The sequence below is a fragment of the Vibrio mexicanus genome (assembly GCF_001012815.1).
In the GTDB taxonomy this organism is placed as follows: Bacteria; Pseudomonadota; Gammaproteobacteria; order Enterobacterales; family Vibrionaceae; genus Vibrio; species Vibrio mexicanus.
The window spans coordinates 1-24,417 of record NZ_JYJP01000053.1 but is presented as its reverse complement, the minus strand read 5'-3'; the positions used below and the strand labels follow the sequence as shown (position 1 = coordinate 24,417).

Annotated in this window: 10 protein-coding genes and 8 pseudogenes; 4 read left to right on the top strand and 14 right to left on the bottom strand. The window is 47.5% G+C overall.

The annotated features are described in order from the left end of the window. Positions 1-79: 79 nt before the first annotated feature. The 6 genes and pseudogenes from accC to UA76_RS08130 all read right to left on the bottom strand — a co-directional run bounded on the left by accC (position 80) and on the right by UA76_RS08130 (position 7,447). Positions 80-1,423 (bottom strand): acetyl-CoA carboxylase biotin carboxylase subunit, encoded by a 1,344-nt coding sequence (gene accC, locus UA76_RS08155; protein ID WP_047044788.1) that lies wholly within the window; start codon positions 1,421-1,423, stop codon positions 80-82. 13 nt (positions 1,424-1,436) lie between these two features. Beyond that, a complete protein-coding gene (accB, locus tag UA76_RS08150; protein ID WP_047044785.1) occupies positions 1,437-1,898 on the bottom strand; it encodes an acetyl-CoA carboxylase biotin carboxyl carrier protein in 462 nt (153 codons plus the stop codon). Between the two features lie 77 nt (positions 1,899-1,975). Continuing rightward, positions 1,976-2,425, bottom strand: a complete 450-nt coding sequence (aroQ, locus tag UA76_RS08145; protein WP_047044782.1) for a type II 3-dehydroquinate dehydratase — start codon at positions 2,423-2,425, stop codon at positions 1,976-1,978. 375 nt (positions 2,426-2,800) lie between these two features. After that, positions 2,801-4,751: pseudogene (acs, locus tag UA76_RS08140) on the bottom strand (acetate--CoA ligase). Between the two features lie 226 nt (positions 4,752-4,977). Next, positions 4,978-5,611: pseudogene (locus UA76_RS08135) on the bottom strand (3'-5' exonuclease). Between the two features lie 9 nt (positions 5,612-5,620). Further along, complete coding sequence (locus UA76_RS08130) at positions 5,621-7,447, bottom strand: DUF294 nucleotidyltransferase-like domain-containing protein (RefSeq protein WP_047044780.1); 1,827 nt, start codon at positions 7,445-7,447, stop codon at positions 5,621-5,623. A 206-nt stretch (positions 7,448-7,653) separates the two neighbouring features. Between UA76_RS08130 and UA76_RS08125 the strand changes: the two genes are divergently transcribed. After that, positions 7,654-8,844, top strand: a complete 1,191-nt coding sequence (locus UA76_RS08125) for a 3-phenylpropionate MFS transporter (RefSeq protein WP_047044775.1) — start codon at positions 7,654-7,656, stop codon at positions 8,842-8,844. 89 nt (positions 8,845-8,933) lie between these two features. Then, positions 8,934-12,362: a hybrid sensor histidine kinase/response regulator gene (locus UA76_RS08120; RefSeq protein WP_047044772.1), complete on the top strand. Its 3,429-nt coding sequence runs from the start codon at positions 8,934-8,936 to the stop codon at positions 12,360-12,362. Positions 12,363-12,432: 70 nt separating this feature from the next. Here the strand turns inward: UA76_RS08120 and UA76_RS08115 are convergent, their stop codons facing one another. The 3 genes and pseudogenes from UA76_RS08115 to UA76_RS08105 form a co-directional block, all read right to left on the bottom strand. Further along, the gene (locus UA76_RS08115) at positions 12,433-12,927 is read right to left on the bottom strand and encodes a hypothetical protein (protein WP_047044769.1); all 495 of its coding nucleotides are present in this window, start codon (positions 12,925-12,927) and stop codon (positions 12,433-12,435) included. 94 nt (positions 12,928-13,021) lie between these two features. Beyond that, positions 13,022-14,748, bottom strand: a pseudogene (locus UA76_RS08110) (sodium:solute symporter family protein). A 12-nt stretch (positions 14,749-14,760) separates the two neighbouring features. After that, a pseudogene (locus tag UA76_RS08105) lies at positions 14,761-15,023 on the bottom strand (DUF4212 domain-containing protein). A 617-nt stretch (positions 15,024-15,640) separates the two neighbouring features. On the opposite strand from UA76_RS08105, the pseudogene UA76_RS08100 reads away from it, so the two are divergent. Continuing rightward, positions 15,641-17,384, top strand: a pseudogene (locus tag UA76_RS08100) (potassium/proton antiporter). On the opposite strand, the gene UA76_RS08095 reads toward UA76_RS08100, so the two are convergent. The 5 genes and pseudogenes from UA76_RS08095 to aspA all read right to left on the bottom strand — a co-directional run bounded on the left by UA76_RS08095 (position 17,381) and on the right by aspA (position 23,538). Continuing rightward, positions 17,381-18,010: a response regulator transcription factor gene (locus UA76_RS08095; RefSeq protein ID WP_047044767.1), complete on the bottom strand. Its 630-nt coding sequence runs from the start codon at positions 18,008-18,010 to the stop codon at positions 17,381-17,383. The pseudogene UA76_RS08100 and the gene UA76_RS08095 overlap by 4 nt on opposite strands. 170 nt (positions 18,011-18,180) lie before the next feature. Next, on the bottom strand, positions 18,181-18,531 hold the full coding sequence (locus UA76_RS08090) for a putative quinol monooxygenase (protein ID WP_047044765.1): 351 nt from the start codon (positions 18,529-18,531) through the stop codon (positions 18,181-18,183). An 85-nt stretch (positions 18,532-18,616) separates the two neighbouring features. Continuing rightward, a pseudogene (locus tag UA76_RS08085) lies at positions 18,617-20,451 on the bottom strand (protein-disulfide reductase DsbD). A gap of 170 nt (positions 20,452-20,621) precedes the next feature. Next, positions 20,622-21,928: pseudogene (locus UA76_RS08080) on the bottom strand (anaerobic C4-dicarboxylate transporter). Between the two features lie 158 nt (positions 21,929-22,086). After that, positions 22,087-23,538 (bottom strand): aspartate ammonia-lyase, encoded by a 1,452-nt coding sequence (gene aspA / locus UA76_RS08075; RefSeq protein ID WP_047044762.1) that lies wholly within the window; start codon positions 23,536-23,538, stop codon positions 22,087-22,089. A 318-nt stretch (positions 23,539-23,856) separates the two neighbouring features. On the opposite strand from aspA, the pseudogene UA76_RS08070 reads away from it, so the two are divergent. Then, positions 23,857-24,373: pseudogene (locus tag UA76_RS08070) on the top strand (FxsA family protein). The last annotated feature ends 44 nt before the right edge of the window (positions 24,374-24,417 follow it).

The following is a 24,417-nucleotide window of genomic DNA, read 5'->3' as shown; positions in this document are numbered from 1 at the left end:
GACTTTGAGCTTAACTTTTAACCAAAAACAAAAATGCTCACCGAAGTGAGCATTTTGAAAGTAAAAGAAACAGGTTCTCTTATTGAAGACCTAGCTTTTTCTCAAGGTAGTGGATGTTCGCACCACCGTGCTGGAAGTTCTCATCATTCATAATGCTCTCTTGAAGAGAAACGTTAGTCTTGATGCCTTCTACAATCATTTCGCCTAGCGCGTTTTTCATACGAGCGATGGCTACGTCGCGGCTTTCACCGAAAGTGATCAGCTTACCAACCATTGAATCGTAGTGTGGTGGCACTGTGTAGCCTGTATAGATGTGAGATTCCCAACGAACGCCCATGCCGCCTGGCGCGTGGAAACGTTCGATCTTACCCGGTGAAGGTAGGAAGCGCTCAGGGTCTTCTGCGTTAATACGACATTCGATAGCGTGGCCACGGATCTTGATTTGGTCTTGCGTGTAAGACAGAGGCTGACCTGCAGCAACACGAAGCTGCTCTTTGATTAGGTCAACGCCAGTCACCATTTCAGTCACAGGGTGCTCAACCTGAATACGCGTGTTCATTTCGATGAAGTAGAACTCGCCGTTTTCGTATAGGAATTCGAACGTACCTGCGCCGCGGTAACCAATCTCGATACATGCTCGAGTACAGCGTTCACCGATGTACTTACGCATCTCTTCAGTGATACCTGGAGCCGGTGCTTCTTCCACAACCTTCTGGTGACGACGCTGCATAGAACAGTCGCGCTCACCTAGGTGGATAGCATTGCCTTGTCCGTCAGCAATCACTTGAACTTCTACGTGACGTGGGTTTTCTAGGAATTTCTCCATGTAAACCATGTCGTTGTTGAATGCCGCTTTTGCTTCTGCGCGAGTCATGGCGATAGCTTCAACCAGTTCAGCTTCAGAGCGAACCACACGCATACCACGACCGCCGCCACCACCTGATGCTTTGATGATAACTGGGTAGCCGATACGCTTCGCGTGCGCTTTGTTCTTCTGTTCATCGTCGTCCAGTGGACCATCAGAACCTGGTACACAAGGAACGCCCGCTTTCTTCATTGCATTGATAGCTGAAACTTTGTCACCCATCATGCGGATTGTTTCTGCTTTCGGGCCAACAAAGATGAAACCGCTGCGCTCAACTTGCTCAGCAAAGTCAGCGTTTTCAGATAGGAAACCGTAACCTGGGTGAATCGCTACCGCGCCCGTTACTTCTGCAGCAGAAATAATGCGAGGAATGTTTAGGTAGCTATCGATACCACGAGCAGGACCGATACAAATAGCTTCATCGGCTAATAGTACGTGCTTAAGATCGCGGTCAGCGGTTGAGTGAACCGCAACCGTCTTAATTCCGAGTTCTTTACATGCGCGAAGGATACGAAGTGCAATTTCACCTCGGTTCGCGATGACTAATTTATCTAGCATGAGAGAGCCTCTATTATTCGATTACAACAAGTGGCTGGTCGAACTCAACTGGTTGGCCATCTTCTACTAGGATAGCTGTAACAACGCCTGACTTGTCAGCTTCGATTTGGTTCATCATCTTCATCGCTTCAACGATACATAGTGTATCGCCAGCGCTAACTTTCTGGCCTACTTTTACGAATGGCTTCGCATCTGGGCTTGGTGCGCTGTAGAAAGTACCAACCATTGGAGAAAGAACTTGGTGACCAGAAACTGCTGGTGCCGCTTCTTCCGCTGCCGGAGCTGCTGCTGGTGCCGCCGCAGGAGCTGGCGCTGCTGCTGGAGCAGGTGCCGCTGCGTATTGAACAGGTGCTACCGGTGCAGCTGTGCCGCTGCGGCTGATGCGTACTGACTCTTCACCTTCAGAGATTTCTAGCTCAGCAATGCCAGACTCTTCAACTAACTCGATCAGCTTTTTGATTTTACGGATATCCATGTTTTGATTCTCTTTCTCTTGTGAAATAAGACAGCTTATTTGGCTGTAGAGTGTTTCGTTACTTTAAAGTAATAGCGTTACTTTGCCTGCAGTTGTTTAACGGCTGCCGACAGAGCGAATTTATAGCCTTGTGCGCCTAAACCACAAATCACACCTTGTGCTTTATCAGACAGGTAGGAGTGGTGACGGAAAGGTTCGCGAGCATGCACATTGGATAGGTGCACCTCAATAAATGGGATGTTAACGCCAAGTAGCGCGTCACGCAGTGCAACACTGGTGTGAGTAAACGCTGCTGGGTTAATGATTATGAAGTCGATTTTTTCATGCGCTGCATGTATGGCTTCAATGAGCTCATACTCGCGATTGGACTGCAGATGTTCTAATTCAACATTCAGCTCTGCCGCCTGTTTGATAAGGTTTTCAACAATCTGCTTGAGCGACAAAGACCCATAATGGGCAGGCTCCCTTAACCCTAACAGGTTAAGATTTGGTCCATTTAGGACTAGAATGCGTGACTTTGCTGACATTGTGCAGTTATCTTCCTGTATCGTGAAAAGAATCTAAACACTCCCATAATCTTGCCTTTTTATCATCCTCTTTTTGTAGAAAGTGAGTCAAAATTAGCAAATTGCCCAAGATTATAGCTAATTCAGCGCATTTAGCAGCAATTTACTGGTCTAATCTCCTATTGTAGTCGAGCATTTTTGTAACCGAGGTAACACTATTAAGAGTAACCATATATTAATAGTGGTTAATTTGAGACGTACGCTGCGCTTTTCACTGTTGGTGAGCAAACGCTAGTTAAAGTCACCGTAGAAGTTAGCTTGGTAGGAACTGAGTGGGGAAAGAAAAAGGCCTAGCATTACGCTAGGCCTTTGAAATATTGAGTTTTGCTGGTGGTATTAAGCCAGTTCAGCTTTCTCTGCAATCAGCTTATCAACAACGCTTGGATCGGCAAGTGTTGAAGTATCACCTAGGTTACTGGTATCACCCGTTGCGATCTTACGTAGGATACGGCGCATGATCTTGCCTGAGCGTGTCTTCGGTAGTGAGTCTGTCCAGTGCAGGACATCTGGCGTTGCGATTGGGCCAATCTCTTTACGAACCCAGTCTTTCACCTCTTTATGCAGTTCTGCTGATGGGAACTCGCCATCATTGAGCGTGATGTAGGCATAAATTGCTTGGCCTTTGATGTCGTGTGGAATACCCACAATCGCAGCTTCTGCAATCTTATGGTGAGCAACCAGTGCTGACTCGACTTCTGCAGTACCCATACGGTGGCCTGACACGTTCAGTACGTCATCGACACGACCTGTGATCCAGTAGTAGCCATCTTCGTCGCGACGAGCACCGTCACTGGTGAAGTACATGCCTTTAAACGTTGAGAAGTAAGTCTGCTCGAAACGCTCGTGGTCGCCGTAAACGGTACGCATTTGGCCTGGCATGAATCGAGAATAACAAGGTTACCTCTGCTGCTGTTTCTTCGATGATGTTACCCATGTTATCAACCAGCGCAGGTTGAACACCGAAGAATGGGCGCGTTGCTGAGCCAGGTTTTAGATCTGTCGCACCTGGTAGTGGAGCAATCAAGATACCACCAGTTTCTGTCTGCCACCAAGTATCCACGATAGGTGACTTCTCGTTACCGATGGTCTTGTAGTACCACTCCCAAGCTTCTGGGTTGATTGGCTCACCGACCGAACCCATTACACGCAGGCTCGATCGGCTTGTGCCGTCTACAGCTTCTGTGCCTTTTGCCATCAGTGCTCGAATAGCGGTTGGAGCAGTATAAAGAATGTTAACTTGGTGCTTGTCGACCACTTCACTCATACGGCTTGTATTCGGATAGTTTGGCACACCTTCAAATAGGATGGTTTTCGCGCCGTTTGCCAGTGGACCGTAGATTAGGTAAGTGTGACCAGTAATCCAACCCACATCAGCGGTACACCAGAAGGTTTCACCTTCTTGGTAATCGAATACGTACTTGAAGGTCATGGTTGCGTAAACAAGGTAACCACCTGTGGTGTGTAGAACACCTTTTGGTTTACCGGTTGAGCCAGACGTATACAGAATGAATAGTGGATCTTCTGCTTTCATCTCTTCCGGTGGACAGTCTGCAGACACGTTCGCCGTTGCTTCATGCCACCAAACGTCGCGATGCTCGTGCCAATCGATATCACCGCCAGTGCGTTTGAATACGATCACTTTTTCGATGGTCTTCACTTCTGGATTCGTCAGTGCTTCATCAACGTTCTTTTTAAGAGGAACTGAGCGGCCACCGCGAACCCCTTCGTCAGCAGTCACAACGATTTTTGAATCTGAATCGATGATACGACCCGATAGTGCTTCTGGAGAGAATCCACCAAATACCACCGTATGGACAGCGCCAATACGTGTACAAGCCAGCATTGCAACGGCAGCTTCAGGTACCATCGGCATGTATAGACACACAACGTCGCCTTTCTTAACGCCTTGCTCTTTTAGCGCGTTAGAGAAAAGACACACTTCTTTGTGCAGCTCGTTAAAGGTTAATGTTTTGTCGTCTGCAGGATCGTCGCCTTCCCAGATGATAGCGACTTCATCGCCACGCTCAGCAAGGTGACGGTCGATACAGTTAGCTGACACGTTAAGTGTGCCATCTTCGAACCAGCGAATGTCTACGTGGCCAGTGTCAAAAGAAGTGCTTTTTACTTGAGTAAACGGTTTGATCCAATCAACGATCTTACCGTGCTCTGCCCAGAAACCTTCTGGATCAGAAACAGATTGTTGGTACATGGATAGGTAAGTGTCATTATCCGCATGGGTCGTTGCTTTAATATTTTCTTTTACCGGATAAACGTGGGCTTCACTCATTGCTTCTCTCCTTGCGCTTCGTTCAACTGAACAAAGCTTCTTCCATTTGATGTAGGCATTGATTATTGAATTAATGACTAATGGCTCATCTGAGCACGATTGAATGTCTGTATTTATAACTCTCTGACAGCGGGCGTTTTTCCACAATTAGACTTTAGGATGAGAGAGGGAGATCCTTTGTATATTAGCGAACTAAGCTCGAAAACTTAGAGCTGTGTCTCAAGGATCAGCGGTTATAGGGCAGGTTAAAGCTAGGCAAATCGCCTTTTGTCAGGCGAACAAATACTAAAGCGGCTGAAATGGCGTCTTGAAGAGCATCATGTTTGTTTTGCATTGGTAGATCTAAATGCTTACAGATCGCGTCTAAGCTAAGGTCGAAGTAGGCGTTGGGCAGGTGCTTTTCTAATTTGTCATGATAGATCTGGCTCACCTCTATCAAAGGGTTCGGCAACGGAAAGCCTAATTGTTTGCGGCAAGCGAGATCGAGAATCTTTTTGTCGTAGCGAATGTGATAGCCAACCAGTGGGCGATTACCGATAAATTCGAGCAATTGGATGAGTGCTTGCTTTTCATCGATGCCATCGACCAAATCTTGGTGGCGAATATGATGAATCTTCACCGAGCCGGAATCGAGGGATTGCGGTGCTCTGAGCCTGACCTCGAATGGTTTACTGGTAATAATTCGATTGTCGATGATCTTGGTGGCCGCGATGGTCACCAGTTCTGCACGATTGGGGTCTAGGCTGGTGGTTTCGCAGTCGAGCGAAACATATTCGCCTTTTTGTACCGAGGCAAACAGTGGTCGATAATCAGAGCCTTTTGAGTTTGTAATGCCAATATCGGCGTTGTAACCAATTCATACCGCGCCCTCAATCTCTTATTTGATAATGATAGCCCAAGAACTGCTTAAATTTTTTCACCACGTGTAGGCTGTGGCGCAGCAAATCGCGCTCGGTGCGATCCAGTTGCTTTAGGTCAATTCGGTTATGACTGTGTTGGTGCGTAAGTTGCTGGTTGAGACGAAGCTTAAATAGAAGCTTTAACGCCTCGCTTAAGTTGTCTGCGGTGTCTGGTTCGAGAATTTTCTTTGTTCGCAGCGCTTCAATACGCTCAAAGGTGTTCTTTTCTTCAATTCCATACTCTAATGCCAGAGTGCGAATTCCATGGACAATAGGGAAGATACCACCACTTTTGACATCCACACCTTGTTTGTCTTTTTTGACGTTACCAAACAGAGTGAGTGGTAGTGAGAATTGAAGAGCAGGGCGCGAGAAGTCTTGAAGAGCGAGCATGTTATTGAACATAATTTGAGTAAGGTGCTGCTCAATAGGTTCCAACAGCGCTTTGTTTCCTGCCACGGCATGAACATCCGTAAATATAGCGAGATTCATTACATGTTCTGCTGAGCTTGGTTTCGACCATTGGCTGACAGTAGCTTTCCATTCAGACTGTGTTTTCACCCATTGCGGATTGTTGACCATCACATTGCCCGGGCAGAGCGGGTAACCGAGCTGCTGTAGGGTATGAGTCAGTTGGTTCATCACCGTTTCACATTGTGGCCAATCGAGCCCATCTTGGAGAACGAGTGCATTGTCTTGATCGGTTTTGAGGATCTGCTCACCGCGCCCTTCTGAGCCTAACACCACCAAACAGCATTGATTGTGCAGCGCAGGCGGCACTACCAGTTCAAACGCTTTCTCTATGATGTGTTCATTAACGGCAGAGATCAGCTCCATGATAAAGCGAGTGCGAATCCCATTATTTAATAAGCTTTCGACCAGCTGACGCTGTTTGTTTGAGGCCAACGCAAGCTCTTCGATGGATGTGGCGCGAGCAATAGACAAAGTCAGCACATGCGAGTGGGTGGAAAAGGCACTGAGGATCTGCGTCATATCCAACATGCCGACCGCTTCGGAGCCTTGGCATACCATCAGCCGCTTCATTCGATTTCGCGTCATGGTGATCATGGCGTTAAACAGGAAGTCGCCATCATCAACGTGCTGAACGGGGAAGGTAGCGATATCGCCGACTGGGGTATCCAATGGGTGGTCGTCGAGCATAACGGCGTGTAGCATGTTGGTTCTAGTCACAATGCCGTAGGGATGTGCGTGCTGGTGGTCATTCAAGCGACTATCATCTTTGGCTAGCTCAACTAAGGCTGCATCCAATCCATTATCTTTCAGTTGCTGAGTGACTTCTCGCAGTGGTTGCTCGGGCGAAAGTAGCATGGGAGGGTGATAGATACTGCTGTCTACTTTGGTGAGGATAAACTCAGCCAAATTTTGTTGTTGCTGAGCGGCCTCAATAAGCTGTTGGCGTTTGGCGAGGTTGTTATCAAAGTACGCGGCGAACTGGCCATTTTCATAGTAGAGATCGAGAAAAACTTGTTTAGGCAGCAGATAGCAAAGGGTGTCTTCTAGGGCGACATATTGATGCCGTGTGGTCTCTTCAAACAGGGAACGGACATCGAACATATCATCGTTAGCGTAGTGTGCGAATATCTCTTTGCCATCACCAGAACGTTCTTCCACCGCGCCCTTTATCAGAATGTGCAGATGGGCACAGCTTTGGTCACACTGAAGCAGCAGCTCTTTGGCGCGAAAATAGGCGACATCCAGAGAAGAACGAAGGGTGTTTTGTTGCTGTTGGTTCAGCCTATCAAAAGGCGGAGCTTTCATGTTGAATTTATCAGGCATAGTGCTCTCATTATTAATGATATGACCACCAGTTAAGTGTGACAAAAAAGGGCGGTTGCTCCAGACGACTTTGGTCTAATAGCCTTAAGGAGGGGGTATGAATAAGGAAAGAGAGGATGAAAGATTATTCCCTTTTTCTGCGAGAGAGATCTCGTCATAATGTGCGCACTTGTTCTGACCCTCCCATCACGCAGTAGGACATCAAAATGCTCAACCCATCGCCTTATGGCTGGATATCCCAATATTTCATCGGCTTTTTCTTCGCTTATGGTGTTTACCTTCCTTTCTGGGCCTTATGGTTTGAAGGGCAAGGAGTGACCGCGACAGATATCGGCTTATTGGTCGGTTTGGGTTTTGCGACGCGCTGTGTGGCTAACTTGGTGATTACCCCTCGCATTCACCGAGTAGAGCATTTAATCCCTGCCTTGCGTTGGTTGAGTGTCGCCTCTTTAGTCTTTATCGCCTTCCACTTCTTTACTGGCGGTAGCTTCTGGCTGATGGCGGTTGCGACGGTGTTGTTTAATCTCTGCTGTGGCCCGATTGTTCCCTTGTCTGATGCGATGGCTAACCACTATTCACGTTTGAAAATGTTGGATTACGGCCGAACTCGCCTGTGGGGTTCGGTGGCTTTTATCGCGGGTTCAACCGTAGTCGGATTCTTGGTAGCGCGCTATGGAATCGACATGATTGTCTACACGGCATTATTTGGTGTGTTGGGGTCTTTGCTACTGGGTATGCGTAACCCATCGGTAATGCCGGTGAGCGAAACCGAAACCGAGCAAGTTCGTCCAAAGCTTTCCAAACTCCTTACCGAGTGGCCAGTGGTCAAGTTCCTTATTCTTGTTGCGTTGATTCAAGGTAGCCACGCTGCGTACTACAGTTTTAGTGCGATCCACTGGAAAGACGCCGGCCACGCCGAAAGTACCATTGGTTATCTGTGGAGTTTGGGTGTGGTAGCTGAAGTGGCTGTTTTTGCCTTCAGTAAGCGTCTGTTTTCTGGATGGGCATTGCGAACCTTGTTTGTTGTCGCGGCAGCTGGGGTGATGCTGCGTTGGGGCTTAACCGCTTCAACTACATCGATCTTTGCGCTGATTCTTATTCAATTACTTCATGGTGTTACCTTTGCGATGGCGCATATTGCGGCAATTCAGTACATCCAAAGTGCCGAGTCTAACAAGATGGTTGCACTGCAGGCTCTGTATAACGCGTTACCGCTCGGCGCATTTATCGCCTTAATGACGGCTTTGAGTGGCTGGGGCTACGAGAACTGGGGTGCTAACATTTTCTGGGTAATGGCGGGCATGGGCGTATTGGCACTGTTCTTTAAAGTTGATGAAGCGACTAAAGACGAGCAGGCTCCAGTTGTCGTTAAAGCGGAGCCGAAAGCACAGAATTAAACCGTGCTGATTGAGTTTAAAAAGTAACCCTTGTTAAATAAAAGCTCTCCTTCTGATGGAGAGCTTTTATTTTTTAGAAAGGATTTCTAATGCAAGGTTGGCTCGTCGTTCCCGTCTCACTCGCTTATCTGGGTGTACTGTTTATTATTGCCTGGTATGGGGATAGGCAAACCCAATGGTTAGCCAAGTGGCGCCCGTGGATCTACAGCCTGTCGATCGCTGTTTATTGTACTTCATGGACCTTCTACGGAACGGTTGGGCAAGCTAGCAGCAACCCTTGGTCATTTCTTCCTATTTATATCGCCCCCATCATAATGTTCACCTTGGGGTGGCGAGTCATTGCGCGATTAATTCTGATTGCAAAGCGTGAGCATATTACCTCAATTGCTGACTTTATCGCCGCTCGATATGGCAAGTCTCAAGGCCTTGCGGTAGTGGTCACTCTGATTGCAGTGGTTGGTATACTGCCTTATATCGCATTGCAGCTTCGTGGTATTACCATGGGGCTGGAAATTGTTGCGCCTAATCTTGCCAGCGATTTTGGCTATCAGGACTACCATGTCTCTTGGTTTGTAGTCGGCGCTTTGGCTATGTTCACCATGCTGTTTGGTACCCGTCATATCGACAACACCGAACATCACCGTGGCATGATGATGGCGATTGCGTTTGAATCGATTGTTAAGCTGGTGGCGTTTCTCGGTGTTGGCTTTTTCATTGTTTATTTGGCGTTTAAACGAGCGGAAGTCGACTTGGTTCAAATGGCCAAGCAAACCTATCAATCTCCGAATATCCCAACACTGTTAATTCATACCGGCCTGACTATGATGGCGATCTTGTGTCTGCCGCGTCAGTTTCACACCATGGTGGTGGAGAACGAACGAGCGCAAGATCTGCATACCGCAAGATGGCTCTTCCCTCTGTATCTGATTCTAATGGGCATCTTCGTGCTTCCAATCGCATGGGTAGGGCAAAGTATGCTATCTGGCAGCCCAGCAGATACCTATGTGATTAGCGTACCGATGTCGGTAGGTGCCGATGATATTGCGTTGCTGGCGTTTTTAGGCGGTACGTCGGCGGCCAGTGGTATGGTGATCGTTTCAACCATTGCGTTGGCAATCATGGTGTCGAACGATTTAGTTATGCCACTGCTGCTGCGCCGTATGCGATTAACCAATCGTAACCACAAGCACTTTTCAGGGTTGCTGCTTATCATCCGCCGCGCGCTTATTTTACTGCTGCTGCTTGGCGCATGGGCGTTTTACCAGGCGTTGGGAAGTATTCACTCACTTTCGGCGATAGGTTTTCTCTCGTTTGCCGCCATTACCCAGTTCGCGCCTGCCTTAATTGGCGGTATGTACTGGCGTCAGGGTAATCGTAAAGGGGTTTATGTTGGCTTGGCGGTAGGTTTTACTATTTGGTTAATCACTCTGATGAGCCAAACCAACATGCTGGCAGGCGATGCAGACAGCAACATGCTGTTATGGCTTATTTCGCCACCTGACTGGTTCAGTGAGCGAGGCATTAGTGGTTCTGATTGGGGTATGCTGCTAAGTGTGGTGAGCAATGCCCTTTGCTATGTAGTCATCTCTTTGCTTACCCGCTCTAGCCTAAGTGAGCGCTTACAGTCGGCATCTTTTGTCGGAACGCCGCTACCTGAAAGCGAAAATATCAGCTTGTATCAAAGCCGAGTGACGGTGGCAGAACTGGAAATGTTAGCCTCCCGATTTGTCGGCCGCACGCGTGTTCGAAGCGCCTTTTCACAATACTGGCAGCAACAACGTGAGACGCTACTCCCGAATCAGCAAGCACCTGCCACCTTAATTCGCCACACGGAACGTGTACTGGCGGGGGTGTTTGGTGCCTCTTCTGCGAAGTTAGTCCTTACTTCTGCTCTTCAAGGCAGAAATATGCAGTTGGAAGAAGTGGCGACCATTGTTGATGAAGCTTCTGAGCTGTACGACTTCAGCCGCGGATTACTGCAAGGTGCGATTGAGCACATTGGGCAGGGCATTGCTGTGGTCGATAAACAGCTAAGACTTGTGGCGTGGAATCAGCGCTACTTGGAACTGTTCACTTTCCCGGCTGGATTGATACAAGTGGGTCGGCCGATTGCTGATGTGATTCGGCACAATGCTGAGCAAGGTTTATGCGGCCCTGGTGACCCAGAAGAGCATGTGCGTCGCCGCGTGTTCCACTTGGAGCAAGGCACAAGGCATACCTCTTCTCGAGTGAGACCAGATGGACGAGTGATAGAGGTGCAAGGAAACCCCATGCCGGGCGGCGGGTTTGTAATGAGCTTTACCGATATCACGGTGTTTAGGGATGCCGAGCAAGCGCTAAAAGAAGCTAACGAAACTTTGGAAGAACGTGTGCATGCTCGTACCCAAGAGCTTGAGCAATTGAACAAGCAGTTGGTGTCGGCCACTCAGCGTTCGGAGCGCGAATCGCAGTCTAAATCGCGTTTCTTGGCCGCGGTGAGCCATGACTTAATGCAGCCACTCAATGCCGCGCGCCTGTTTGCTTCTTCTCTTTCGGAAGTGGCACAAGAACAAGAGGTGAAAAAGCTCTCAGCGCATATTGAAAGTGCTCTTGGCGCTGCGGAAGATTTGATTGGAGACTTACTGGATATCTCACGTTTGGAATCGGGCAAGTTAGATATCAATGTGCATGCCTTTGCGGTGCGAGATGTACTGAATAATCTTGATGCGGAATTTAGCGCACTGGCGAAGCAGCAAGGCATTCAGTTTGAAATGATTCCATCCTCCTTGTTTGTACAGTCTGACCCTAAATTGTTGCGCCGGGTGATTCAGAACTTTTTGACTAACGCGTTCCGTTATAGCCCGAAAGGCAAAGTGGTGTTGGGTGTGCGCCGAGTCAACGATCAAGTCAGTATTGAAGTTTGGGATAACGGTATGGGTATCGATGAAGATAAGCAGCAAGAGATCTTCGAAGAGTTTACTCGTGGCAGCCAAATACGTTCTGACCAAGGTTTGGGGTTAGGGCTAGCGATTTCAAAAGGCATTGCACACGTGCTTGAGCACACGATTTCAATGCGTTCGTGGCCTGAGCAAGGCAGCGTGTTCTCTATTACTCTGCCAAGAGCCAATGAGCCGCAAGCTGTGCCTGTGGTTGCGCCAGCAGCGCAAGTGTCGGACTTAAGTCACTTGAAAGTGCTGTGTGTAGATAACGAGCAAGAGATCTTAGTGGGTATGGAGAATCTACTTGCTCGCTGGGGCTGTGATGTTCAAACCTCTTTGGATTTAGTCGAAAGTCTTAAGATCCTAGAGAAAGGGTGGATTCCTGATGTGATCTTGTCGGATTATCGCCTCGACAATGGTCGAACTGGATTAGAAGTCCTACAGCAGTGCCGCTTAAGGTTGGGTGACAGCTTTAAGGGTGTGATCATCAGTGCTGACCGAACTCCTGATATGCTTGAAGGTATTCAGTCAAATGGGTTTAGTTTTATTCCTAAACCCGTCAAACCGCTTAAACTCAGGGCGGTATTGAATAGAGCATAGAAAATCGTTTTCATGCAAAAAGGGGTAGCTAAATAAGCTACCCCTTTTTAATGTTTGGATTTTATACCAACTAGTTGCTTTCTTCTTCGGTAAACAAGGTTTCGTATTTCACAAATACGGCTTGAGTTTCACCGTAGTAAAGGGTGCCATCGGATTGAGCGGCAACACGTAGCCAACCCTCTTCTGATGTTGGTTTCGGCAAAGTGATATACCAGTTTTCGCCAGCTTGGTCTGCGCGAATCATATCGATAGGTTGAGCGTTGTGCTCTTGGCTTTCCACTAATGAAACCTTGATGCCTTCTAGTGGAAACACTGACTTTAATGACAGCTCGACGCTATCAGCGGTGAGTTTTTCTGAGCGGAACTTCACTTTAAAGTCACCGTTTTCAAAGTCGCACAAACCACTGGTATAGCGACAGTTAGATTTCGCAGCGAGTTTATAGCTCTCGCCCTCTTTTGCCGCATGTGGCTTTTCACTAAGGGCCATATCCGTCCCGAAATAGGCGATCAAAGAGAGAATAGGGGCGATTAATAACGCAACGATAAAGTGCTTATTTTTGAACATCTTGGCTTCCTTGCTGCAACAGGCATCGATTACGGTAACTGAAATTTTAGAATAAAAAAGCCCCCGAAGGGGCTTTTGTGGGTTGGGTTAGATTTTAGTGGTCTACAGCACCGCCAGCGCCTGCTGGTACACGTACGTGTTCAACCAAATCTTTCACTTCTTGTGGTGTTTCAGCTGTTACTTTCGATACCGCGAATGCCACGATGAAGTTAAATACCGCACCAATTGCACCGAATGCGTTTGGCTCAATGCCTAGGAACCAGTTGCTGCCCCAGCTTTCTAGGTAAGTCCAGTCAGCAACGAATAGAATACCTTTGTGCTGGAATACGTAGAATAGAGTGATACTGATACCCGCAATCATACCCGCGATTGCACCTTCTTTGTTAATGCCCTTGCTGAAGATACCCATCATCAGTGCAGGGAAGATTGAGGATGCGGCGAGACCGAAGGCCAGTGCTACCGTACCGGCTGCAAAGCCTGGCGGATTGAGACCAAGGTAACCGGCCACCGCGATGGCCACCGCCATGGAGATTCGACTGGCGAGCAGCTCTTTCTTCTCGGATATGTTTGGATTGATAACGCCTTTGATTAAGTCATGGGATATGGCGGACGAGATAGCCAACAATAGACCCGCTGCTGTTGATAGTGCGGCTGCAAGACCGCCGGCTGCCACCAATGCGATAACCCAGTTAGGTAGTTTTGCAATCTCAGGGTTAGCCAATACCATGATGTCACGGTCAACTTTTAGCTCGTTAGTCTCTGCGCTAGACGTGTACTGGATGTTGCCATCGCCGTTCTTGTCTTCAAAGCCAAGTAAGCCTGTTTTCTCCCAGTTCTTGAACCAGTCTGGACGCTCATCATAAGCAAGGTGCTGACCTGGCGCAGGGTTTACTGTATCCATTAGGTTCAGACGAGCCATCGCAGATACTGCTGGTGCAGTTGTGTATAGAATCGCGATGAATACCAGTGCCCAACCTGCTGATGTACGAGCATCACGCACTTTAGGTACAGTGAAGAAACGGATGATTACGTGAGGTAGACCCGCAGTACCGATCATTAGAGACATGGTGTACACGAACATGTTGAGTGTATCGCCCCTGACTTGGGTGGTGTACTCAGTAAATCCGAGTTCGGTGACCACTTGGTCGAGCCTATCGAGCAGATAGACATCGGTCCCTTGTATGGTACTACCTAGACCGATCTGAGGTAGAGGGTGACCTGTTAGTTGCAGAGAGATAAAGATTGCAGGGATAGTGTAAGCTAAAATGAGTACGCAATATTGAGCAATCTGCGTGTAAGTGATCCCTTTCATACCGCCCATTACCGCGTACATGAATACGATACACATACCAATTAGAAGGCCTGTCGAGTAATCCACTTCTAGGAAGCGACCAAACGCAACGCCAACCCCTTTCATCTGACCGATTACGTACGTTACCGACGCGATGATCAGACACACAACCGCTACGATACGCGCTGTGTTTGAGTAGAAACGTTCACCTACGAACTCTGGTACAGTGAACTTGCCGAACTTACGTAGGTAAGGTGCAAGTAGTAGTGCTAGAAGTACGTAACCGCCAGTCCAGCCCATTAGGAATACGGAACCGCCGTAACCCATAAAGCAATAAGACCCGCCATCGAAATGAATGATGCCGCTGACATCCAGTCTGCAGCTGTTGCCATGCCGTTAGCGATTGGGTTTACACCACCGCCTGCAACATAGAACTCTTTGGTTGATCCTGCACGTGCCCAAATCGCAATACCAATGTAAAGGATGAAGGTCGCACCAACCACGAGGTAAGTGATAGTTTTCAAATCCATCTGAGTTACTCCTTACTCATCTACGCCGAATTCACGGTCAATTTGGCGCATCTTCCACGCGTAGTAGAAAATAATACCTAGGAAGGCATAGATAGAGCCTTGTTGAGCAAACCAGAATCCTAGTTTGTATCCACCTAGTTGAAATTGATTAAGTTGATCGACAAATAAGATGCCGCAGCCGAATGAAACGACAAACCAGATAACCATAAGCGATATCATGAGTTTTACGTTTTTATCCCAGTAGCTTTGGCTTTATCCTGATTTTCAAACGCCATGGCCTTCTCCTTTCGTTTCCGTTTTAAAAGAATTATTGTGTTAACGTAATGTTACGATTTCTAAGATAGCAGCGTAGAGTCAACAGATCTGTGCAACTTTAGTCGGGCAAAAAATAGGCAGAAATGGCGGTTAAACCGCGACTTAGGGTAGTTTGAGCAAAAAAGTGTGATGTTAATTTGATGTTAAATTAGCCTAAGGTCTAAGATCTGGAGGGTATTTAAGGTGAGAGTCTTAAATATTAACAACTATTTTTCGAGAAACAGGGCATTGAATACTATCAATTCCGCTCATACAGGTAATTGTTTGGTATAGTGGCTTATACCCAAGTAACCTCAAGATGCGTGGCTCAGCGAGAGTTGCCTAGTTTGCAAACGCGGCAACGATTGGAAAATCTAATGGTTCTAAATTGAGAATCGTTAACAAAGTATGCGAGCTAGGCAAACTCGCCCTTCGGGAGCGAATCACTGGCTCAATTTCTGCGTTAAATGATTTGGACAGAACCTGTTATTCCGCTGTGTCATTTGCCTTGAACTGGAACCCGTGATTCGCTCTGAATCCTGCATCTTGAAGTCACTTGGGTATATGTACGCAACATACGGTTTTATTGGGGGAAGAATTGGACGCAGTCACCATTAATCACTTATTTCTAACGGGAGCAGTGCTCATTGCCGCGAGTGTGTTACTTTCCCAATTTTCCTCTCGTATTGGCGTCCCCATTCTCGTAATCTTTCTCTTTGTTGGCATGCTGGCCGGTGAAGATGGCCCTGGCGGTATCGCCTTTGATGATTACTCTCTGACCTATTTAGTCAGTAACCTTGCGCTCGCCGTTATTCTTCTCGATGGTGGGATGCGCACCAAAGTCGCCAGTTTCAAAGTGGCATTTTGGCCTTCTTTATCTCTTGCAACCATCGGCGTTGCACTCACCGCAACTATGACTGGCCTAATGGCAGCTTGGTTGTTCGACCTGACTTTAATGCAAGGTATTTTAGTGGGGGCGATCGTTGGCTCTACCGATGCGGCAGCGGTGTTTTCTCTGTTAAAAGGTCAAAGTTTGAATGAGCGTGTTGGCTCTACATTGGAAATCGAGTCTGGCACCAATGACCCAATGGCGGTGTTTTTAACCGTTACTTTGATCGCACTACTCGGCAATCCAGGGGCAGACATGGGGGCAAGCTTCCTCATTAAGAGTTTCGTGATGCAGTTCGGTGTTGGAACGATTGTCGGGTTTGCTGGTGGCTGGTTGCTGTGGAGTTTGGTCAATCGCATGCAATTGGCCGACGGGCTTTATTCAATTCTGGTATTAAGTGGCGGGGTCGCTCTGTTTGCATTCTCCAGCATGTTGGGTGGTAGTGGAATATTAACGATCTACCTTGTTGGTTTGTATATCGGCAATCGACCAACTCGCGCACGTCACTCGATTCTTAATGTGCTTGATGGGATGACATGGCTGAGCCAAATCGTGATGTTTTTGGTACTTGGCCTACTGGTTACGCCATCTACTTTGATGGAAATTGCGCTACCTGCATTGGCGCTTGCCTTTGGCATGATTCTGTTTGCACGCCCATTGTCGGTATGGATTGCTTATCGCCTTTTAAAACGTTTACCACCAAAGAGCGTTGGTTTGTCTCTTGGGTCGGTTTGCGCGGTGCGGTTCCGATCATTTTGGCGGTTTTCCCTATGATGGCAGGGCTTGAGAATGCACAGCTCTATTTCAATATCGCTTTCTTCGTGGTCATGGTCTCTTTGATTGTGCAAGGCGGCAGTTTGATGAAAGTGGCCGGTTTAGCTCAAGTGACGCTTCCTCCAAAGCCAACGCCAATTTACCGAACGGGCGTAGAGATCTTCCCTACTAGTGAATGGGAAATGTTCGTTTATAAACTTAAGCCAGAGAAGTGGTGTGTGGGTGAGCCGCTAAAAAGGCTATCAATGCCTGAGGGGACGCGAATTACTGCGCTTTTTAGAGATGACAAACTGCTTCACCCATCGGGTAGCACAGTGCTAGAAGCTTACGACACTCTATGTGTGTTGGGCCAAGACCATGATCTGGATAGTTTAAGTACGCTATTTAGTGAAGCGCCCGAATCGGAAGAGGCGGCGCGCTTCTTCGGGGATTTCTTCTTAGACGTGACTCAATCTGTGGCTAACGTCAGCGAATATTACGGTATCGAGTTGGGTACAGAGGAAGATGGCAAGATGTCGCTGAAAGAGCTGGTTGATCAGCAGCTAGGAATGTACCCAGTTTTGGGTGATAGCTTTGAGTGGCACGATATCACTTGGGTGGTAGCAGACTTGATGAGCACGAAGTGGTGAAACTAGGTTTATGTCTACCGGAATCAGATGAGGCTCAAGAGAGCCACTAATTGTGGATCTCTTGTAGCAAGATTACGGCTTGAGTACGGTTTTTTACCCCTAGTTTGCGGAAAATCGCGGTCATATGGGCTTTGATGGTCGCTTCGGAAACATTGAGTTCATAAGCGATCTGCTTGTTTAGTAGACCATCGGAGAGCATACCCAACACTTTGTATTGTTGAGGTGTGAGTGCGGCAATCTTCTCTGCTAAATCATCACACGCTGCGCTATTGGTAATCGAACCTTCTGGAAAGAATGGTTCGCCGTTGAGTACTTGATTTAGGGCGCTTACCAGCTCACGCATATCGCTCGACTTAGGAATAAATCCAAAGGCTCCGTGGCTCTTTACTTGAGTCACGACGGCAGGCTCTTCACTGGCCGACACCACCACGATCGGTAAATCAGGATACTCCGCACGAAGCTGGATCAGACCCGACATACCATTTGCACCTGGCATTTTGAGATCCAGAAGCAACAGATCCGGTTCTTCTTCTTTTTCTAACAAAGACAATAACGCGTCGAGAGAATCGGCTTCTAACAAGTTCGCGCCACTCACCGCCATATGAACGGATTGGAAGAGTGCATTTCGAAACAGCGGGTGGTCATCAGCAATGATGATGGAGTAGGTCGAATCCATGACTAATTACTTCTTATAGCGTGTTTAGTTAGTATTACCATTTGGTCGTAATTCCAACAACCTTTCGACGCTTATTGACTGATTTTTATTCCTAAAATGTGAAAGAGTTGGGTATCTAGCCCAACTCTTAAGACCTCTCATGAAATATTAGAGGCGAAGGTAACTTGTTGTTATTCAAAGATTGGCGCGTCGTAGTCTTCCGCTTCATCACTGTAAGCAGTAACAATGGCGTCTTCGACAAGGCCGGTTTCTGCCTGTACTTGGGTTTCAAAGAAGTGTTGAATTTGCTTACGACGACCATGAGCAGACCAGCTCTCTTTATCCGTCCATACTTCATTGAAGACGATGCTGTAGTCAGTACGTGTCGCACTTGGGTGGTCGATTTGACGTGTCAGAAGATACTGTAGGCACCCCTCTTCGCGAAGCGAGTCCGGCTCTAGGGCTTTTAATACCTCGAACAGTTCAGCTTCTTTGCCTGGTTTGGCCTTAAATTGCGCTAAAACGTACACTTTGCTAGACATAGTCATCCCTTTATTGATGATTGATTTAGGGTGATGAAGTGTTGAGTAGTGCACTTCATCAGGTTGAGTATGCCTAGCTTAGCAATTAGTTTTCGCTGATAAAACGCTCAATATGGTTTTCAAATGGCTCGGCGGCCATAAAGCCCGTTAGACGCGCTGCTGGAATATGATTGCCTTGTGCATCCCAAAATTCAATAGTCGGTAGGCCAAGTACTTTGAGTGACTGCAGCAGTTCAATGTCCTGTACTTGGTTACGGGTTACGTCAGCTTGGAGCAATATGAAGTTTTGCAGTTTTTTCTCAACGCTTGGATCGTGGAAGGTGTACTTCTCGAATTCTTTACACGCGACACACCAGTCGGCATAGAAGTCGAGCATCACTGGTTTGCCAGCTTGTTTCGCCAGCTCTAACTGCTGCTCTAAATCAGTGACGGTTGTGATACGTTGAAACTCAATGGTCGCAGCTTGAGTGTTATGCGAGCCACCACTAAACCAATAGTTCAGGGCAGGCTGCGCGGAAGCAAACAAACCTAATACCGCAATAATGCCCACGGCACTTTGTTTCCAACCACCAAATTCAAGGCGATTTTTAATGTGATACAGCCAGCTAAAGGCGATGATACCTAGAGCAGACCAAAGGATAGTCGACCAAAGCTCTGGCAAAATACGCTCAAGTAGGAAGATTGGCGCGGCCAGTAAGATAAACCCGAATAACGTTTTTACGGTATTCATCCAAGCGCCTGCGGTAGGGAGAAGCTTGTTACCAAATACTGCAGCTAGGATCAGTGGGATGCCCATCCCCATGGCTAGCGCGTAAAGGGCCACCCCCCAGTGAGTAGATCACCACTTTGCGCTACGTAGAGTAGTGCACCAGAAAGCGGCGCTGTGGTGCACGGTGAACAAACTAAGCCAGAGATAGCGCCCATGGCGAAGACGCCTGCATTGCTCCCGCCTTTTTGCTTGTTACTTAGGTTGTTAAGCCAAGTTTGTACTGACGATGGCAGTTGCAAGCTGTACACGCCAAACATCGACAACGCGAGCGCAACGAACAGGATGCTCAAACCGATCAGTACATACGGATGCTGCATCGCGGCTTGGAACTGCAGGCCAGCAGAAGCTACAACGAGCCCGAGCAATGTGTAAGTCAGCGCCATACCTTGAACGTAGATAATGGATAAACCCAATGCGCGTTTCTGACTTAGCTTGCCGCCACCCAGTACAATGCTGGTCAAGATTGGGTACATCGGCAGCACACACGGAGTAAAGGCAAGGCCAACTCCGAGAGCTAAAAAGAGTAGTGGAGTCCACCATTTCTCAGCCAAGTTACCTGCTAAGCCTACCTCGCGCGAAACCGGAATATCAGTTTGAGAGGCCGATGTCTGGTTGTTTGTAGACGTAAGCTGTTGGTTGTCTTTCTCTGAAATCGCCGTTGCTTCTGGGGAGTTTGCATTTTGAGGGCTTGAGCTTGAGTTACCGAAAGGTTGAATATCGATAACACGTGTTTCTGGTGGGTAACAGAAGCCAGCTTGCGCGCAGCCTTGATACTGCACGATGACCTGTGCACCTTCTTGGTAATCACTGAGCGGAATCGTGACCAACAGTGGGTCAGTGTAGATATTCACATCACCAAAGAATTCATCGTGGTAAGGCTCGCCATTGCGCATGAGCTGTTCGCCGATCGTCACATTGCTGGGTGAGATGGACAGCCTCTCTTGGTAAAGGTAGTAACCTTGCTTAACTTGCCAGTCGAGATAAAGCGTCTCGCCCTCTTGTTGAGGGTCAAATGGGAAAGCGATGTCTACAGGCACAAAGCTGTTGTTGGTATCAAAATCTAGGGTCGCTTGATTGTTACCAAACAGAGCGTGAGCAGGCAGTGCGACGATTGAGGCGCAGAAAATAAGCAAAGAGACAAGTAAGCGCATGAATATCCAATAATCGTTTAAGTTGCTGTTATCTTAACCTAATAGGACAGGTTCGCGAGCGAAATAGTTTCATCGTACTGATAAAAAATAAAGGGAGCCGAAGCTCCCTTGTAAGATCATGTTGATTGTTTATCTATATCTGCACTAAGTTAGTCTTCGTACAGAAGTGTTTAGATAAATAGGCCGCCGAAGGCAAAACCTAAACCTACCGCTGTAGAGATAGTGACCACACCCGGAATGAAGAACGGGTGGTTAAATACATATTGGCCAATTCGCGTTGAGCCCGTGTCATCCATCTCAACCGCAGCAACAAGGTTGGGTAAGTTGGAAGTACGAACAGTGCACTTACCGCTGCAAATGAGGCAACAGCTGTTAATGGTGCCACGCCAATTGCCAATGCTGCAGGCATTAGCGCAACTGTTGTTGCACCTTGAGAGTAAAGCAGCATAGAGGCAAAGAACAGCACCATAGCAAGCATCCAAGGGTAATCAGAAAGCAGGTCGCCAGCGATTTCTTTGATGCCGTCAACGTGTGCGTTAACGAACGTTGAACCTAGCCAAGCGACACCAAGAACACACACACAGGCTGTCATACCAGAGCGGAAAGTCGCTGCAGATGGGATTTTTGATGCGTCGATCTTAGTGAATAGAACGATTGCAGCAGCAGCGGCTAGCATGAAGGTCATGATCGCTTCATTACGGCCAAGAGCTGGGTTCTCGATAAGGCCTACAGAGCCTGAAATTGCAGCTGCGTAACAAACCACGAAACCAATCGCTGCTAGGAAAATGTAAGTTGCTGTCTTCGCCGTAGGCAAGATTTCACGTTGCTTGTCCGTCGCGAGCTTGATGAGGCCTTTTTCCAAACGCTCTTGGTAAACCGGGTCATCTTTTAGCTCACTACCCATAAAGTTAGCCACGAACGCACCCACCATACAAGCGATGAACGTGGTTGGAATACAAACCGCTAATAGCGTTAGGTAGTCAACGCCAAATGGTGCCAGCATGGCTGCGAATGCCACAACGGCCGCTGAGATTGGCGATGCTGTAATGGCAATTTGAGAAGCAACAACGGCAATAGACAGTGGACGCGATGGGCGTACACCTTGGCCTTTTGCTACTTCTGCGATGACTGGTAGTGTCGAGAACGCGGTATGACCCGTACCCGCCATCAGCGTCATTAAGAAAGTGACGATTGGCGCGTAAAAGGTAATACGTTCGGGATTTTTGCGCAGGAAGTTTTCTGCGATTTGAACCAGCCAGTCCATACCGCCCGCGACTTGCATTGCGGCAATAGCAGTAATCACTGACATGATGATCAAGATAACATCAATTGGGATGAAAGCTTGGCTAGTTGGCACGCCCATTATCAGTGATAGCGCTATAACACCTGCACCACCTGCTAAACCAATACCAATACCGCCGATTCTTGCCCCTAGATAAATAAAGAGCAGAACGACAAAGAGTTCGACCGCTACCATATTAATACCTCATTTCCATTTCTTAAGATTAAATTATCGAAATGCACGGCAAAGGAACCAAGCATTTGAATAATTGCACCCATATGTTGATTGTTGGACATAGAGATGCGAGATTGAGCTCAAAAAAGGGCCCCGTTTGGGACCCTTCAAATGTGCATTTATTCGAAACGCTTGGCTTTATACGTTGGATGCATGAAGTTTTCAACTGAAAGAATGTCATCCAGTTCATCTTCAGAGAGCAATCCACGTTCTAGTACAACTTCGCGGACACTTTTACCTGTTTCAGCACAGATTTTACCGACGATGTCACCTTCATGATGGCCGATATATGGATTTAGGTAAGTCACAATACCGATAGAGTTGTAAACGTAGCCTTCACACACCTCTTTGTTCACGGTAATACCATCGATACACTTGTCACGTAAGTTCACGCAGGCATTGGTTAGGATATCCAATGACTCAAACATGCTTTGTGCAATCACAGGCTCCATGACGTTAAGTTGTAGCTGACCACCTTCTGCTGCGAAAGAGATGGTGTTGTCGTTACCCAGTACTTTGAAACACACTTGGTTCACAACTTCAGGGACAACAGGGTTCACTTTAGCTGGCATGATTGAAGAGCCTGCTTGCAGCTCTGGAAGGTTCAACTCGTTAAGACCTGAACGCGGGCCAGAAGAAAGTAGACGCAAGTCGTTACAGATCTTAGATAGCTTCACCGCCAGGCGTTTTAGCGCACCGTGAGTCATTACATAAGCGCCACAATCCGAAGTCGCTTCAATCAAGTCTTCAGCAGGAACGCAGTCTAAGCCTGTCACTTCTGCAAGGTGCTTAACGGCGGCGGCTTGGTAGCCAGCTGGTGCGTTAAGGCCAGTACCGATAGCTGTTGCACCTAGGTTGACTTCAAGCAGTAGCTTAGATGTGTACTCTAGAGCACGGATCTCTTCATTAAGCGTCACTGCCCAAGCGTGAAACTCTTGGCCGACGGTCATTGGCACCGCGTCTTGTAGCTGGGTACGGCCCATCTTCAACACGGTATTAAATTCTTGGCTCTTAAGCTCGAACGCGCCTTTTAGATATTCAATGGCTTCAACCAGTTTTACTACACTGTTGTAAACCGAGATTCTAAAGCCGGTTGGGTAGGCACAGTTGGTCGATTGGCTCTTGTTTACGTGGTCATTTGGATTAATGAACTCGTATTGGCCTTTCTCTTTACCCATCAACTCTAGTGCTACGTTGGCAATCACTTCGTTGGTGTTCATGTTCACCGATGTGCCAGCGCCGCCTTGAAAAACGTCTGATGGGAACTGGTCCATGCACTTGCCCGTTTCCAAAATGAGGTCACAGGCTTGGATAATGTACTTCGCCACTTCACTTGGAATCGCGCCAAGTTCTTTGTTTGCCAATGCGGCTGCTTTCTTGGTCATCACCATGCCGCGCACGAATTCTGGCACGTCAGAGATGGTCACATTTGAGATGTTGAAGTTTTCGATAGCGCGAAGGGTATGAATGCCGTAGTAAGCGTCGGCAGGGACGTGGCGTTCACCTAATAGGTCTTCTTCGATACGAGTTGGCTGAGCGTTAGCGTTCGCTAGAGGAGTGTGGGTAGCCATAACAGGATCCTTAGATAATTATTCTGATAATTTAGGTGTTATTTAGCCATTTCTGCGTTCTAAGAATCCATTCGTCAGAGTGTTTGGCTGGAAAATCCGTCCTGACTTCTGAAGCACATAATACTGTACTTAGCGCATAAAAATAGTAAGTGGATCACTATTTTGCACTTTCATTTGTACAGTAAATGATTGTCACGATAAATCCTTATTGAATAACTGTTTTTAAGTAAAAATCAGGCAAATTTCATGCTTTTTTACAGCTTGTATTTGAGCTCTTTGTCCTTTTCGGCTTACACTGGTTAGAACAAAGGAGGGCGTGTGTTTCCTATCTTATTATTACTCTTTATTTGCGTACCGATTGTCGAAATTGGCCTATTCATTCAAGTTGGTGATTATTTAGGTTTGTGGCCGACGATTGGCTTGGTATTACTGACTGCATTTGTTGGTGCTTCACTCGTGCGAAGCAAGGTATTCAAACCCTTCTTTCTGTGCAGAATCGCCTGCAGCAAGGTGAACTTCCGGCGCAACAAATTTTTGAAGGCGTGATGCTAGCGGTATCAGGGGTGCTACTTCTGACTCCAGGCTTCATGACCGATGCATTTGGCATGCTGGTGCTGCTACCTGCTCCAAGAGCCGTAATTGCAAAATACTTGATGAGCAAGATGGTCGTGAAATCTATGGGAAGCCAAGGTTTTCATGGCGGTTTCTCAAGTGGCCCGAACCCTTTTGAGCATGACCCGTTTCAGCGAGGCCTCATGATCAGCAAGGTGACGGCAATACGTTCGAAGGCGAGTTTGAACGTAAAGACGATGACGACCGCAACCGCTTGAATTAATCTTGCCGACTCTACAGAATCTAAACAAAAGGCACGCTATGCGC

Coding starts and splice junctions, on each gene's coding strand:
- UA76_RS08090 (WP_047044765.1), bottom strand. CDS start 18,531: ATGTCTAGCAAAGTGTACGTTTTAGCGCAATTTAAGGCCAAACCAGGC.
- aspA (WP_047044762.1), bottom strand. CDS start 23,538: ATGGCTACCCACACTCCTCTAGCGAACGCTAACGCTCAGCCAACTCGT.
- accB (WP_047044785.1), bottom strand. CDS start 1,898: ATGGATATCCGTAAAATCAAAAAGCTGATCGAGTTAGTTGAAGAGTCT.
- aroQ (WP_047044782.1), bottom strand. CDS start 2,425: ATGTCAGCAAAGTCACGCATTCTAGTCCTAAATGGACCAAATCTTAAC.
- UA76_RS08115 (WP_047044769.1), bottom strand. CDS start 12,927: ATGTTCAAAAATAAGCACTTTATCGTTGCGTTATTAATCGCCCCTATT.
- UA76_RS08095 (WP_047044767.1), bottom strand. CDS start 18,010: ATGGATTCGACCTACTCCATCATCATTGCTGATGACCACCCGCTGTTT.
- UA76_RS08130 (WP_047044780.1), bottom strand. CDS start 7,447: ATGCCTGATAAATTCAACATGAAAGCTCCGCCTTTTGATAGGCTGAAC.
- UA76_RS08125 (WP_047044775.1), top strand. CDS start 7,654: ATGCTCAACCCATCGCCTTATGGCTGGATATCCCAATATTTCATCGGC.
- UA76_RS08120 (WP_047044772.1), top strand. CDS start 8,934: ATGCAAGGTTGGCTCGTCGTTCCCGTCTCACTCGCTTATCTGGGTGTA.
- accC (WP_047044788.1), bottom strand. CDS start 1,423: ATGCTAGATAAATTAGTCATCGCGAACCGAGGTGAAATTGCACTTCGT.